A 12,788-nucleotide genomic window follows, 5' to 3' on the forward strand; every position below is an offset into this window, starting at 1 on the left:
TAGGCTCAGTCCTTCAGCTTCCAGCCGGACTTGAGCACGTGATACACGACATAGGCCATCGCCAGGTTGAGCACGCCAAGCCCGATCGCGGCCTGCGCGATCGGGCCGCTTCCTTCGCCAATATCGCTTTCGCCCAGGAAGCCATAGCGGAAGCCCGAAATCACGTAGAAGAACGGGTTGGCGCGGCTGATCCCCTGGAATACGCCATGCAGGTTGTCGATTACGTAGAAGGTGCCCGACAGCAGCGACAGCGGCGCGATCACGAAATTGGTGATCGCCGCATTGTGGTCGAATTTCTCAGACCAGATCGAGGTGGCGAGGCCCATCACGCTTAGCATTATCGAGCCCATCAGGCCGAACCAGATCACCGCCCACCAGTGCTCGACCCCTAGATGCACGCCCGGCCACAGCAACATGGCCGCGGCCACGGTGCAGCCAACCATCACCGCGCGGGTTACCGCTGCGGCGACGATGCCGGTCATCAACTCTCCGGGTGAGAGCGGCGGCATCAGCAAATCGATGATGGTCCCCTGGATCTTACCCGAAAGCAGCGAGAAGGACGAATTGGCGAAGGCATTCTGCATCATGCCCATCACGATCAGCCCCGGCGCGACAAAGCTGGCGAAGGGCACGCCGAGCACCATCCGCCCTTCGCGCCCCAGCGCGACAGTGAAGATCACGAGAAACAGCAGCGTAGTGACTGCAGGAGCCCAGATTGTCTGCGTCTGGACCTTGAGAAACCGCCGCACCTCCTTCATATAGAGGCTCCACAGCCCGATGCGGTTGATCCCGGTAATCACCGATTCACCGCGGGGCGGAAAACGGGTCCCCTCGCCCGATGCTTCGCTATCGAGGGGTGCCTCCGGATCGGGGCTGGCTGCAGGTGCTTGATCGGCCATGCTTGGGCGACTAGTGCGATGCGACGGCTGTGACAAGTCGGGCGATACGATCGCCCCACTGGCGGACGACGCCGGGGCAAGCGAACAGGAACTGGAATTTCGATGAGTTGGACTGACGAGCGTATCGCAACGCTGAAGAAGATGTGGGAAGGCGGCGCTACCGCCAGCCAGATCGCCGACGAATTGGGAGGCGTTAGCCGCAATGCGGTGATCGGCAAGGCGCACCGGCTGGGGCTCAAGTCCCGCCCGTCGCCTGTAAAGGCGAATGAGCAGCCCAAGGCAGCCGCGAACAAGCCTGCAGCAAAGCCTGTTACGGCCAAGAAGCCCGCTGCCAAGCCTGCAGCCCCGAAGCCGGCAGCCAAACCGGTTGCAAGCGCGCCTTCGCCGGTTGCGAGCGCAAGCCACGCGGCAATCCCGTCGCAGCCGATCCCCAATCCGACGGCTGACCTGCCCAAGATCGTGTCGGTCGGCCCCGGCGGCTTCCTGCGCCAGGGCCCCGGCGAACAGCAGGCACCGATCCCTCCGGCGCCGCCGCGCCGACTGGTGCCGGCCAAGCCGAGCCCAGAGATCGCCGACAAGACCAGCCTGCTCGACCTGTCGGACAAGGTCTGCCGCTGGCCGATGGGCCATCCCGGCGAGCCCCATTTCCATTTCTGCGGCGAGCAGGTGAACCCCGGCTATCCCTATTGCGTCGAACATTGCGGGCGCGCCTATCAGGCACAGCTGCCGCGCGGCGCACGGCGCCCCCCTCCGCCGCTGCCTTTCGGCGGACCGCGAGTACGCTGAGCCAGACAATACGAGGCCCGGCAGTCACGCGATTGCCGGGCCTTCTTGCAAACGGAGAGAACGACCATGGCCCTTTCGCTTTACGATGCATTCGTTCCCAGCTGCCAGCAGATCCTCGGCGGCGTCGCCAATCTGATCGACAAGGCCGAAGCCCATGCCAAGGAACATGGCCTTGACGATGCCGAGCTGATCGAAGCGCGACTGGCTGAGACCATGTGGCCGCTGCCGTGGCACGTGCGCAGCTGCTGGGTCCATTCGGCCTTCGTCATCGAACTGCTTCCGACTGGCGAATTCTCGCCCGATTTCACCGACATCCCGGGCAGCTGGGATGCGATGCGCGCGCAGATCGCAGCAGCCCAGCAGGGACTGGCCAGCGTCGCGCCCGAACAGCTCGAAGCTGTGGCCGACCAGTCCGTCGGCTTCGTGCTCGGCGGAAAGCGACTGATGGAGTTCACTGGACAGAACTTCCTGCTGAGCTTCAGCCAGCCCAATTTCTATTTCCACGCAACCACCTTCTACGACATCCTGCGGATGAAGGGCGTGCCGATCGGCAAGCGCGACTATATGGGCGTGCCGCGCTTCAACGCCTGACGAGAATTGCGATGACTGTCCTGCGCGCGGGCCTCGCGCTCGCTTGCCTGATGTCCTCGGTCGCTGCCGCAGCAGAGCTTCCTGCGCCCGTCAGGGCCATGATCGATGCGGCAATCGAGAAAGGCGATCCGGAGACAGGCGAGCAGTGATTGCGCTCGCACGCCAGACCAATCCGGCTGACAGCGAAGAAGTCGACGCCATCCTCGCCACCTTCGAAGCCGATCAGGCACGGCTAGCGGAGGAAGCAAAGGCAGCGAAGGAGGCCGAAATCCGCCACGCGAGCCTGTTCGACAATTGGGACGGCAAGGGCGAGTTCGGCGCGCTGCGCGCTACCGGCAACAGCTCCAACACCGGACTCAGCGCCAGCCTGGCGCTGACCCGCACAGGGATCGACTGGCGGCACAAGCTGCGTGGTCGCGCCGATTACCAGCGTTCGAACGGCAACACGACACGCGAGCAGTTCCTGTTCGCCTACGAACCCAACTACAACATCTCGGACAAGCTGTTCGTTTACGGGCTTGCACAATACGAACGCGACCGGCTCCAGGGCTTTTCCGCCCGCTATGCTGTGTCAGGCGGCGTCGGCTACCAGTTCATCAAGGAAGCCGACCTGCAGCTCTCAGGTAAGATCGGCCCGGCCTATCGGGTTACCAACTTCGTCAGCGGAGAGAGCGAAAACCGGATCGCCGGCCTACTGGGCGTGGATTTTGACTGGAACATCACCGACCGGCTGAAATTGACCCATGACACAAACGCAGTCGCGGAGACGGGCGGATCGACAACGATCATCGTTGATTCGAGCAACACCAGCATCAATCTGGTCACGGGCCTCAACGCCAAGGTCAGTGACAAGCTGACCGCACGCTTTGCCTACGCGATCGACTATGACAGCAATCCGCCCGAGGGTGCCGTCCAGACCGACACGCTCACCCGGATGACGCTGATCTACGATTTCTAGTCGGATTCTCGATCGCAAAGCGATCGCAAGGGCGACCGCCCGCAGCGACGCGACCGTCAGGATGCATGAGCGAGGATGTCGCGCGCCGGACGGCGCGCGCAATCAAATGCGCGCAAACCAGATCGTGTGGCGCGGCCCCTTGTTGTTGGGGCGGGCGCGCACCGTTTGCACGTCGACCGCGAAGCCGGCATCCTTCAGCCGCACGGTAAACTTGTTGTCGGGCGCCGCCGACCACACCGCCAGCACGCCGCCCGGATTGAGCGCATCGCGCATCCGCGCGATCCCGGTGCGGGTATAAAGCCGCTCGTTGCCTTCGCGCACGATCCCGTCAGGGCCGTTGTCGACGTCGAGCAGGATCGCGTCATAACGCGGTGTGGTGCCATCGACCGCGTCATCGATCAGCGCGGCGACGTCGGCGATTACAATCTCGCCCGCCGGGTCATCGAGCGTGTCGCCGGTCAGATGCGCCAGCGGTCCCCTTGCCCAATCGAGGATCTCGGGCACGACTTCGGCCACGATCACCCGGCCTCGCCCGTCGAGCTTGGCCAGCGCGGCCCGGAAGGTGAAGCCTATGCCATAGCCGCCGACCAGAACGCGCGGCGCGGGCGCAGTGACGCGATCAAGCGTCAGTTCCGCCAGCTGTTCCTCGCTGAACTGCATCCGCGTGCCCATCAGCTCGTCGCGGCCAAGCATGATGATGAAATCGCGCCCGTGGCTGACCAGCGTCAGCTTGTCGCCGCCGGGAATTTCGGCAGTGGCAAGGGTCTCGCGCGGAAGCATGGCAATTCTCCAAAGCAAAAGGGCCGCAGGCGAACCGGCGGCCCCTTCATGTTACGCCTGACGGACGATCAGTCCTTCAGGAAGTCGGGCACGTGCGCCGCACCGTCGTCACCGCCGCGTTCGCGACGGCCGCCACGGTCGCCGCCACGGCCACGGTCGCGATTGCCGCGCGGACCGCGACGATCACCCCGGTCGCCGCGGTCGCCACGATCGCCGCGCGGTTCACGCGGTTCGCGCGGAGGGCGAGTGTCTTCCAGCTCTTCGCCGGTTTCCTGGTCAACGACCCGCATCGACAGGCGGACCTTGCCGCGATTGTCGATCTCGAGCACCTTGACCTTCACTTCCTGGCCTTCAGACACGACGTCGGTCGGCTTCTCGACCCGCTCGTTCTTCATTTCGCTGACGTGGACGAGACCGTCCTTGCCGCCCATGAAGTTCACGAACGCACCGAAGTCGACGATGTTGACGACCTTGCCGTTGTAGATCTTGCCGACTTCGGGTTCCTCGACGATGCCGAGGATCCACTTCTTGGCGGCTTCGATCTGGTCGAGGTCCGACGAGCTGATCTTGATCACGCCTTCGTCGTCGATGTCCACCTTCGCGCCGGTTTCGGCCACGATCTCGCGGATCACCTTGCCGCCGGTGCCGATGACGTCACGGATCTTCGACTTGTCGATCTGGATCGTCTCGATGCGCGGAGCATGCTTACTGACTTCGGTGCGAGCCGAACCAAGAGCCTTCTGCATTTCAGCAAGGATATGCGTACGGCCGGCCTTCGCCTGCTCGAGCGCCTTCGCCATGATTTCCTGCGTGATGCCGGCAACCTTGATGTCCATCTGCATCGTGGTGATGCCCGCTTCGGTCCCAGCCACCTTGAAATCCATGTCGCCCAGGTGGTCTTCGTCACCCAGGATGTCCGACAGGACCGCAAAGTCCTTGCCTTCAAGGATCAGGCCCATCGCGATGCCCGAAACCGGGCGCGCGATCGGAACGCCGGCGTCCATCATGCTGAGACAGCCGCCGCACACGGTCGCCATCGAGCTCGAGCCGTTGGACTCGGTGATGTCCGACAAGACGCGGATCGTGTAGGGGAAGTCTTCATGGCTCGGCAGCACATTGTGCAGCGCGCGCCATGCCAGCTTGCCGTGTCCGGTGTCGCGACGCGACGGCGCGCCAAAGCGGCCCACTTCACCGACCGAATAGGGCGGGAAGTTGTAGTGCAGCATGAAGCGTTCGTAGCTCAGCCCTTCGAGGCCGTCGATCATCTGCTCGGCGTCCTTGGTGCCGAGCGTGGTCGAGCACAGCGCCTGGGTCTCGCCGCGAGTGAACAGCGACGAACCGTGAGCGCGCGGCAACACGCCGACCATGGCTTCGATCGGGCGAACCTGGTCGAGCTTGCGGCCGTCGATGCGGGTGCCGTCCTTCAGGATGGCGCCGCGGACGATTTCGGCTTCGAGCTTCTTGGTCAGCTTGATCGCGGTCATGCGCTGCTGGCCGTCGAATTCTTCCGAAGCGTAATGCGCCTTGACCTTGTCACGGGCGGCGTTGAGCGCGTCCGAACGGGCCGACTTGTCGGTCAGCTTGTAGGCGGCAGCGATATCGCTGCCGATCATGGCCTTGATCGCCGACTTCATGTCATCGTTGCCATCCTGCGAAGCGACTTCCCACGGATCCTTCGCAGCCTTTTCGGCCAGCTCGATGATCGCCTTGACCACCGGACGAATGTTGTCGTGGGCGAAGGCAACCGCACCGAGCATTTCCTGCTCAGTGAGCTCCTTGGCTTCGGATTCGACCATCATCACCGCGTCATGCGTGGCGGCGACGACGAGGTCGAGACGGCCATCGTCGGAAAGCGAGGTCGTCTGCTTCGGGTTGAGCACGTATTCGCCATTGACGAAGCCGACGCGGCAGGCACCGATCGGGCCCATGAAGGGCACGCCCGAAATGGTCAGCGCAGCCGAAGCGGCGATCATCGCCAGCACATCGGGCTCGCACTCGCCATCATAGCTGAAGACCTGCGCGATAACGTTGATTTCGTTGTAGAAACCTTCGGGGAAAAGCGGACGCACGGGGCGGTCGATCAGGCGGCTGGTCAGCGTTTCCTTTTCGGTCGCGCCGCGTTCGCGCTTGAAGAAGCCACCGGGGATCCGGCCGGCCGACGAGAATTTTTCCTGGTAGTGGACGGTGAGCGGGAAGAAGTCCTGGCCTTCCTTGACGCTCTTGGCGGCGGTCACGGCGCACAGCACCACGGTTTCGCCATAGGTGGCCAGCACAGCGCCATCAGCTTGGCGGGCAATGCGGCCGGTTTCCAGAGTGAGGGTTTTTCCGCCCCACTCCAGCGATACGGTTTTCGTGTCGAACATTGATTTTCCTTCTTGAACCCGCGGGGCCATATTGCCGCGCGGGGCCTGCATTTCCGGGCAAGCCGTCCCGGTCCGGTGTGGGGCCTTTCATGCCCCGGGGCCCCTTCACCGAATTGCGAAGGATGGCCGCTTGTTGGTCCGATCGCGAACCCGAAACCGGGTTCAACTTTTCGTGCGATCTTCCCGAATAGACGAAGGGCGGCCTTGTGAGCCGCCCTTCGAGAAACTCTTACTTACGAAGACCCAGCTTCTGGATCAGTGCGTTGTACCGCTCAACGTCCTTCTTCTTGAGATAGGCGAGCAGGGTGCGACGCTTGTTGACCATCATCAGCAGGCCACGACGCGAGTGGTTGTCCTTATGATGATCCTTGAAGTGATCGGTGAGGTTGCGGATGCGCTCGGTGAGGATCGCGACCTGCACTTCGGGGCTGCCCGTGTCCTTGTTGTCGCGGGCGTTGTCCTTGATGATCTCTTGCTTCTTTTCGGCGGTAACCGACATGTCTGTTCTCTCTTACTCAGCGACATCTGGCAGGTTGAAACCCCTGACGACCTTGGCCGTGCCAGCGGTGAGTTCCATCAGCGCCACCGGTACATTGCCCAGCCTTGCCAGATAGAGCCCGTCGCTTTGGGGCATCTCCGTAAGCACCCGGCCCTGGCGGACCGCCTGCGCGCTAACGGAATCGAGTTGCAAGGCCGGGATGTCGTCCAGCCCCGCCTCGAGCGGCAGGAGGAGGTCTTGAAGGCTCGCGCCCTTAGCGATTTCCTCCAGCTTGTCCAGCGAAATCGCCGATTCCTGAAGGAACGGACCGGCCTTGGTGCGCCTGAGATAGGTGACATGACCGACCGTTCCAAGGGCGTGGGCGATATCCCGCGCCAGCGAGCGGATATAGGTGCCTTTCGAGACATGAGCTCGCAGGGTTGCCGAACCCGCATCGGCTTCGACCAGTTCGAGCGAATGGATCGTTACCGCGCGGGTCTTCATTTCCACTTCTTCGCCCGCACGCGCCAAATCATAGGCGCGCTTGCCCTCAACCTTGATCGCGGAATAGGCGGGCGGGGCCTGCTCGATCGGGCCGGTGAAGCGCGGCAGGATAGCTTCGACCTCGACCCGCGAAGGCATCACATCGCTGGTCGCCACAACCTGACCCTCGGTATCGAGCGTGTCGGTCTCCTCGCCAAAGCGGATCGTGAAATCGTAGATCTTGCTCGCATCGAGCATCCGCCCGGCCAGCTTGGTCGCTTCGCCCAGCGCGATCGGCAGCACGCCCTCTGCAAGCGCGTCGAGCGTTCCGCCATGGCCGACCTTGGCCTTGCCATGACCACCCTGGCGCAGCACCCGCTTGACCATGCCGACCGCCTGAGTCGAGCCTAGCCCTCGGGGCTTGTCCAGGATCAGCCAGCCGTGCGGCATCACTTGCCCGAGACGGCGCTGGCGAGGTGCAAATATTTCTCAAGCGCCCAATTCACCGGCGGGCCAATCGTGTTCTCCAGCACGCCCCATTGCGGCGCGAACCACGTCACCGCGACCAGCGCCACGAACAGCAGCATGCCATAGGGCCGCAGCCGCGCGTAGAGGTGCACATATCGGCGCGGCAACAGACCTTCCACGATGTGCGACCCGTCGAAAGGCGGGATAGGCAGCAGGTTGAACATGCCAAGGAAGACATTGATCAGGATGAAATAGAACAGGCCTTGTGCAAGCAACGGCGGGTGCTCACCCAACGCTGGTGCAAGCGTGGGCGCCAGCAAACCCAGCGCGACCGCACCTAGCGCAGCCAGCACGAAATTGGTGCCCGGCCCTGCGGCAGCCACTGCCATCATGCCATAGCGCGGATTGTCGAGCCGATCCTGCCGTACCGGCACGGGCTTGGCCCATCCGAAGACCGGCGCGCCCATCAGTGCGAGGCTGCCCGGCACCAGCAGTGTGCCTACGGGATCGACATGCCTGATCGGATTCAAGGTCAGCCGCCGCTGATCGCGCGCAGTGGTGTCGCCGAGCAGCAATGCAGCATAGCCATGCGCGACTTCGTGGAACACGATCGCGACAACCAGCGATGGAATAAGCACCAGCGCGAGGGTGAACGTCTCTGTCATCGCCTGTAGATAGGGCGCGCCGGGTCAGCCCGCCAGAGCCTGGCTGAAATGCTTGCGGCACAGCGCGACATAGCGGTCATTGCCGCCGATCTCGGTCTGCGCGCCATGCTTCACCGCCTTGCCGCTCTCATCGACGCGCATGTTCATCGTCGCCTTGCGTCCGCAATGGCAAATGCCCTTTAGCTCGACGAGCGAATCCGCAATTCCCAGCAATTCCGCCGATCCCGGAAACAGCTTGCCCTGGAAATCGGTACGCAGGCCATAGCATACCACCGGCGTACCGTTTTCATCGGCCAGCCGCGCGCATTGCCAGACTTGCTCTTCGGTAAGGAACTGCGCTTCGTCGATCAGCACGCAGTCGACCCTTCCCTCGGTATGTTCCTGCAGCACGCATTCGAGAATGTCGGTCTCGGGCGAGAAACGGTGCGCATCGCTGGCGAGCCCGATCCGGCTGCTGATCGCACCGAAGCCCGGGCGGTCATCGATCGCAGCAGTCCATAGCGAAACCCGCATTCCGCGCTCGCCATAGTTGAAAGCAGCCTGGAGCAGGGTAGAGCTTTTCCCCGCGTTCATGCTGGCATAATAGAAATAGAGCTTGGCCATTCGCCGGTGATAGGCGAGCCGCGGGAACCAGACCAGCACTGGGGACTTTTCCATTCACAGGGCAGAATACAGACACCGGCAATCCGGAGCCTGTTCGAATACCGGATAGATTTAGGGGAGTTTCATGGGGGAATCGGCGACTGCGCAACCGCGCGGCATTTTGGGTTGGATCGAGCGCACCGGCAACAGGCTGCCCGATCCGGTATTTCTGTTCTTCTGGCTGATCGGCGGCCTGATCGTCATCTCGATCATCGCGTCGCTGCTGGGCTGGTCCGCCGCGCACCCGACCGAGATCGATCCCGAGACCGGGGCCGCGCAAGTGATCGCCGCCAAGAGCCTGCTGGCAGCGGAGAACATCCAGAAACTCTGGGTCGAAATGCCCAAGACATTCACCCATTTTCACCCGCTGGGCTATGTGCTGGTGGTTATGCTAGGTGCAGGCGTGGCTGAGCGCGCCGGGCTGTTCGGCACCGCGATGCGCGCAGGCGTGCGCGACGCGCCCAAGGCACTGCTCACCCCGATCATCGTCGCTGTAGGGATGATGGGCAACCTTGCTGCGGATGCGGCCTATGTCGTGTTGATTCCGCTGGCAGGCATCATCTTCCACGCTGCGGGCCGCCATCCGATTGCAGGCATTGCGGCGGCATTTGCAGGTGTTTCGGGCGGATTCTCGGCCAATTTGCTGCCGGGCCAGCTCGACGCATTGCTGTTCGGCATTACCGAGGCGGCAGTCGAAACGGTGTTCGGCGACTTCACCGCCAATATCGCAGGCAATTGGTACTTCATCGCTGCGATGTTCGCGGTGTTCCTGCCCGTGATCTGGTATGTCACCGACAAGATCATCGAGCCGCGTTTGGGAACATGGGACCCGGCGCGCGCCGGTCGCCCCTCGGACGACGAACCGAGCGATCGCCCGCTGACAGGCGGGGAGCGCCGCGGCTTGCGCAATGCGGGCTTTGCAGTGCTGGCGGTCGTCGGACTGTGGCTGGTCTTCACCTTCGGCCCGGGCACGCCGCTGATCAATGAGGATGCCACACCAGAGGCACGATTGACCCCGCTCTACCAGAGCCTGGTCGGCGGCTTCTTCCTGCTCTTCCTGCTCGCCGCATGGGCCTATGGCCGCGCGGCCGGAACGATCGGCAACCATCGCGACCTTGTGAAGATGATGTCAGGCTCGATGGAGGATCTTGCCTACTACCTCGTGCTGGCTTTCGCTGCGGCGCATTTCGTGGCGATGTTCACCTGGTCGAACCTTGGCCTGATCATGGCGGTGGAAGGAGCCGACGCGCTACGTTCTTCCGGCCTGCCAGCCTGGGCGCTGCTCGCGGGCATCATAGTCCTGACGGGCATGCTCAACCTGTTCGTGGGTTCGGCCAGCGCCAAATGGGCACTGCTAGCTCCAGTGATGGTGCCGATGTTGATGCTGTTGGGGATCACGCCGGAAATGTCGACCGCCGCCTATCGCGTGGGCGACGGGGCCACCAACATCATCACCCCGCTGATGGTCTATTTCCCGCTGATTCTGATCTTCTGCCAGCGCTGGCAAAAGGACTTCGGGCTCGGAAGCTTGGCCGCGACCATGCTGCCCTATTCGGTGGGGTTGCTGGTCGTGGGCGTGGCGCTGACGATCGGCTGGGTCGTGCTGGACCTGCCGCTGGGGCCGGGCGCGCAAGTATTTGCGCCGCTGCCGATGGGTGCCGAGGCGGCGGGCGCAGCAGTTACCAGCTAGCTCTCGCCGCTGAAGTCGTCCCTGATAAGCCTCGCCCCTGCCGGATCGACCGGAGATCCATGCAGGAGGCGGGCATTAGCATGCCCCAGCTGCTGCCAGCCCATCGCCGCGCCTAGCGCTGCGGAATAACCCTGGGCGTCGAGGCTTTGGTTGCAGGCGAGCTTCGCCAGCCGCAGCCCCATCATCGGGCGGTTTCCGATGCGTTCCGCCATCGCCAGCGTGAAGGCCTCAAGGTCCGATTTGGGCACGACGTGATTGACCATACCGAGCCGAAGCGCGTCTTCGGCATTCAGATCGCCGCCGGTAAACAGCAATTCCTTGGCCTTGCGATGGCCCAGTTCCCACACATGCGCGAAATATTCGACGCCGTTCACGCCAAAGCCGACTGTCGGATCAGAGAACACGGAATCGTCAGCGGCGATAACGATATCGAACGGCCAAACCAGCATCAGGCCGCCCGCCATGCACCGGCCATGCACCTGCACGATCGTGGGCTTGGGCAAGTTCCGCCAGCGCATGCAAAGCCCGAAGTACATCTCATGTTCGGCGTTCATCTGGCCCGCCTGCCCCGGATCGCCGAATTGCGCCCATTGCGTCACCGTTGGAAACTCGGCGAGCGAACTTTCGTCCTTCAAATCGTGGCCCGATGAGAAGTTCTTTCCATCGGCCCCGATCACGATGCATCGGATCGCGTCATCGCGCGCAGCCTGCGAAAGCGCTGCATCGATTTCGTAGAGCATCGCTTTGTCCTGGGCGTTTGCCTTGTCGGCTCGTGCCAGCATGATCCGCGCCACACCGGGCGCCGGCTGCTCGTATCGGATGCGCTCGAAAGTCATTCAGGCCCCCTTCCCATTCGCTCGACTATCGAGCGCGAAGGCCGCTTTCGTCAATCCTCGCGATAGAGGTCGCACGGTCCAGCCGCTTGCTGCCCCAGGCCCCGCGCCATTCGCCGCAAGCTGATTGCGGATCACCCCGGGAAAGGCGTATGATCCAAGCATGATCATGGCCCGCACCCTCATGGCCCTGCTGGCCGCCATGCTGCTGGGTGCGGCTGCGCCCGCAGGACAGCTTTATGCCGTTGATGGCGCCGCGAGCAGCCTTTCGGCAAAGGTGCCTTTCTTCGGGATTGGCAGCAAGAGCGCGGGTTTCCCGTCAGTTTCGGGCTCGATCCGGCTCGACCATGCCCGTCCGCAAGACATCTCGCTCGATGTGACGATCGACGCACGGGCCCTCACCGCGCCCGACCAGTTGACGCTTGGCCGACTCAAGGGGGAGAAATTCTTCTGGGTGGAGAAATACCCCGCAGTGCACTTCGTCGGTCGCCAGATTGCCTTCACTTCGCCCACCACTGGCAGCGTAAAGGGCGAACTGACTGTGCGCGGCGTGACCCAGCCGGTAACTTTGCAGGTCGTGTTCGATCATCCACCGGCACAAACCCTGCCGGGCGAAGCGATCACGCTGACCGGAGAGACAAAGATCAATCGCTATGATTTCGGGATGCGGTCCTACGGCCTGATCGTGGGCAAGTGGGTCAATATCCAGCTCAAGGCACGGATGGTGCCCCGGGCTTAGCCCAGCTTCCTAATCGTCGTCCCCGTCCAGGTCGCGTGCAACCTTCGGATCGTTCAGAAGGCGCTCGATCCGGTCAGCTTCGTCGAAACTCTCGTCGGTGCGGAATTTCAGCTTGGGTGCAAACTTGAGCCCCAACCGTTTCGCCACTTCGCGCTGGAGATAGGCTGTGTTCTGCCGCAGCGCGGTGACGATCTCGCTTTCATCCTTGCCCAGCAGCGGCTTCACATAGGCTGTCGCATTCCGCAGGTCGGGATTCATGCGCACTTCAGTGACCGCGATATTGGCGGCCGAAACGCGTTCGTCATGCACTTCCTGCCGTGCGAGCAATTCGGAAAGGATGTGCCGCACCCGCTCGCCCACCTTAAGCACACGGACCGAGTGTTGTTCAGGCGTGAATTGCTGACGCGCCATAG

The 12,788-nt window shown here is 62.9% G+C and carries 15 protein-coding genes; 6 read left to right on the forward strand and 9 right to left on the reverse strand.

What is annotated here, in order from left to right:
• Window positions 1-5: 5 nt before the first annotated feature.
• Complete coding sequence (locus VRS74_RS04055; protein ID WP_354143962.1) at window positions 6-899, reverse strand: ABC transporter permease; 894 nt, start codon at window positions 897-899, stop codon at window positions 6-8.
• A 102-nt stretch (window positions 900-1,001) separates the two neighbouring features.
• On the opposite strand from VRS74_RS04055, the gene VRS74_RS04060 reads away from it, so the two are divergent.
• From VRS74_RS04060 to VRS74_RS04075, 4 genes are all read left to right on the forward strand, one after another.
• Window positions 1,002-1,685: a GcrA family cell cycle regulator gene (locus tag VRS74_RS04060; protein WP_354143963.1), complete on the forward strand. Its 684-nt coding sequence runs from the start codon at window positions 1,002-1,004 to the stop codon at window positions 1,683-1,685.
• Between the two features lie 66 nt (window positions 1,686-1,751).
• Window positions 1,752-2,276, forward strand: coding sequence for a DUF1993 domain-containing protein (locus VRS74_RS04065; protein ID WP_354143964.1), 525 nt, complete (start codon window positions 1,752-1,754; stop codon window positions 2,274-2,276).
• Window positions 2,277-2,287: 11 nt separating this feature from the next.
• Window positions 2,288-2,425 (forward strand): hypothetical protein, encoded by a 138-nt coding sequence (locus tag VRS74_RS04070; protein ID WP_354143965.1) that lies wholly within the window; start codon window positions 2,288-2,290, stop codon window positions 2,423-2,425.
• On the forward strand, window positions 2,422-3,234 hold the full coding sequence (locus tag VRS74_RS04075; protein WP_354143966.1) for a DUF481 domain-containing protein: 813 nt from the start codon (window positions 2,422-2,424) through the stop codon (window positions 3,232-3,234). Before VRS74_RS04070 ends, VRS74_RS04075 begins: the two co-directional genes overlap by 4 nt.
• 102 nt (window positions 3,235-3,336) lie before the next feature.
• Here the strand turns inward: VRS74_RS04075 and VRS74_RS04080 are convergent, their stop codons facing one another.
• The 6 genes from VRS74_RS04080 to VRS74_RS04105 all read right to left on the reverse strand — a co-directional run bounded on the left by VRS74_RS04080 (window position 3,337) and on the right by VRS74_RS04105 (window position 9,074).
• The gene (locus tag VRS74_RS04080) at window positions 3,337-4,014 is read right to left on the reverse strand and encodes a spermine/spermidine synthase domain-containing protein (protein ID WP_354143967.1); all 678 of its coding nucleotides are present in this window, start codon (window positions 4,012-4,014) and stop codon (window positions 3,337-3,339) included.
• Between the two features lie 68 nt (window positions 4,015-4,082).
• Window positions 4,083-6,377, reverse strand: a complete 2,295-nt coding sequence (gene pnp / locus VRS74_RS04085; RefSeq protein WP_354143968.1) for a polyribonucleotide nucleotidyltransferase — start codon at window positions 6,375-6,377, stop codon at window positions 4,083-4,085.
• A gap of 229 nt (window positions 6,378-6,606) precedes the next feature.
• Complete coding sequence (gene rpsO / locus VRS74_RS04090) at window positions 6,607-6,876, reverse strand: 30S ribosomal protein S15 (RefSeq protein WP_354143969.1); 270 nt, start codon at window positions 6,874-6,876, stop codon at window positions 6,607-6,609.
• Window positions 6,877-6,888: 12 nt separating this feature from the next.
• Complete coding sequence (gene truB / locus VRS74_RS04095) at window positions 6,889-7,788, reverse strand: tRNA pseudouridine(55) synthase TruB (RefSeq protein WP_354143970.1); 900 nt, start codon at window positions 7,786-7,788, stop codon at window positions 6,889-6,891.
• Window positions 7,788-8,471, reverse strand: a complete 684-nt coding sequence (locus VRS74_RS04100; protein WP_354143971.1) for a site-2 protease family protein — start codon at window positions 8,469-8,471, stop codon at window positions 7,788-7,790. The genes truB and VRS74_RS04100 overlap by 1 nt, the downstream gene beginning before the upstream one ends.
• Before the next feature lie 24 nt (window positions 8,472-8,495).
• Complete coding sequence (locus VRS74_RS04105) at window positions 8,496-9,074, reverse strand: thymidine kinase (protein WP_354144144.1); 579 nt, start codon at window positions 9,072-9,074, stop codon at window positions 8,496-8,498.
• A gap of 124 nt (window positions 9,075-9,198) precedes the next feature.
• On the opposite strand from VRS74_RS04105, the gene VRS74_RS04110 reads away from it, so the two are divergent.
• On the forward strand, window positions 9,199-10,803 hold the full coding sequence (locus VRS74_RS04110) for an AbgT family transporter (RefSeq protein WP_354143972.1): 1,605 nt from the start codon (window positions 9,199-9,201) through the stop codon (window positions 10,801-10,803).
• Here VRS74_RS04110 and VRS74_RS04115 read toward each other — a convergent pair.
• Complete coding sequence (locus VRS74_RS04115; RefSeq protein WP_354143973.1) at window positions 10,800-11,639, reverse strand: enoyl-CoA hydratase; 840 nt, start codon at window positions 11,637-11,639, stop codon at window positions 10,800-10,802. The two genes, VRS74_RS04110 and VRS74_RS04115, sit on opposite strands and share 4 nt — an antisense overlap.
• Window positions 11,640-11,799: 160 nt before the next feature.
• On the opposite strand from VRS74_RS04115, the gene VRS74_RS04120 reads away from it, so the two are divergent.
• Window positions 11,800-12,375, forward strand: a complete 576-nt coding sequence (locus VRS74_RS04120) for a YceI family protein (protein WP_354143974.1) — start codon at window positions 11,800-11,802, stop codon at window positions 12,373-12,375.
• 9 nt (window positions 12,376-12,384) lie between these two features.
• On the opposite strand, the gene rbfA is transcribed toward VRS74_RS04120, so the two are convergent.
• Complete coding sequence (rbfA, locus tag VRS74_RS04125; RefSeq protein ID WP_354143975.1) at window positions 12,385-12,786, reverse strand: 30S ribosome-binding factor RbfA; 402 nt, start codon at window positions 12,784-12,786, stop codon at window positions 12,385-12,387.
• Window positions 12,787-12,788: the final 2 nt, after the last annotated feature.

The sequence above is a fragment of the Altererythrobacter litoralis genome, assembly GCF_036324225.1.
GTDB classification, from domain to species: Bacteria; Pseudomonadota; Alphaproteobacteria; order Sphingomonadales; family Sphingomonadaceae; genus Erythrobacter; species Erythrobacter litoralis_A.

Excerpts from the sequence above, each read along its gene's own strand:
- pnp (WP_354143968.1), bottom strand. The coding sequence starts at position 6,377 with ATGTTCGACACGAAAACCGTATCGCTGGAGTGGGGCGGAAAAACCCTC.
- VRS74_RS04070 (WP_354143965.1), top strand. The coding sequence starts at position 2,288 with ATGACTGTCCTGCGCGCGGGCCTCGCGCTCGCTTGCCTGATGTCCTCG.
- rpsO (WP_354143969.1), bottom strand. The coding sequence starts at position 6,876 with ATGTCGGTTACCGCCGAAAAGAAGCAAGAGATCATCAAGGACAACGCC.
- VRS74_RS04080 (WP_354143967.1), bottom strand. The coding sequence starts at position 4,014 with ATGCTTCCGCGCGAGACCCTTGCCACTGCCGAAATTCCCGGCGGCGAC.
- VRS74_RS04105 (WP_354144144.1), bottom strand. The coding sequence starts at position 9,074 with ATGGCCAAGCTCTATTTCTATTATGCCAGCATGAACGCGGGGAAAAGC.
- VRS74_RS04115 (WP_354143973.1), bottom strand. The coding sequence starts at position 11,639 with ATGACTTTCGAGCGCATCCGATACGAGCAGCCGGCGCCCGGTGTGGCG.
- VRS74_RS04100 (WP_354143971.1), bottom strand. The coding sequence starts at position 8,471 with ATGACAGAGACGTTCACCCTCGCGCTGGTGCTTATTCCATCGCTGGTT.
- VRS74_RS04120 (WP_354143974.1), top strand. The coding sequence starts at position 11,800 with ATGATCATGGCCCGCACCCTCATGGCCCTGCTGGCCGCCATGCTGCTG.
- VRS74_RS04110 (WP_354143972.1), top strand. The coding sequence starts at position 9,199 with ATGGGGGAATCGGCGACTGCGCAACCGCGCGGCATTTTGGGTTGGATC.
- truB (WP_354143970.1), bottom strand. The coding sequence starts at position 7,788 with ATGCCGCACGGCTGGCTGATCCTGGACAAGCCCCGAGGGCTAGGCTCG.
- rbfA (WP_354143975.1), bottom strand. The coding sequence starts at position 12,786 with ATGGCGCGTCAGCAATTCACGCCTGAACAACACTCGGTCCGTGTGCTT.
- VRS74_RS04060 (WP_354143963.1), top strand. The coding sequence starts at position 1,002 with ATGAGTTGGACTGACGAGCGTATCGCAACGCTGAAGAAGATGTGGGAA.
- VRS74_RS04065 (WP_354143964.1), top strand. The coding sequence starts at position 1,752 with ATGGCCCTTTCGCTTTACGATGCATTCGTTCCCAGCTGCCAGCAGATC.
- VRS74_RS04055 (WP_354143962.1), bottom strand. The coding sequence starts at position 899 with ATGGCCGATCAAGCACCTGCAGCCAGCCCCGATCCGGAGGCACCCCTC.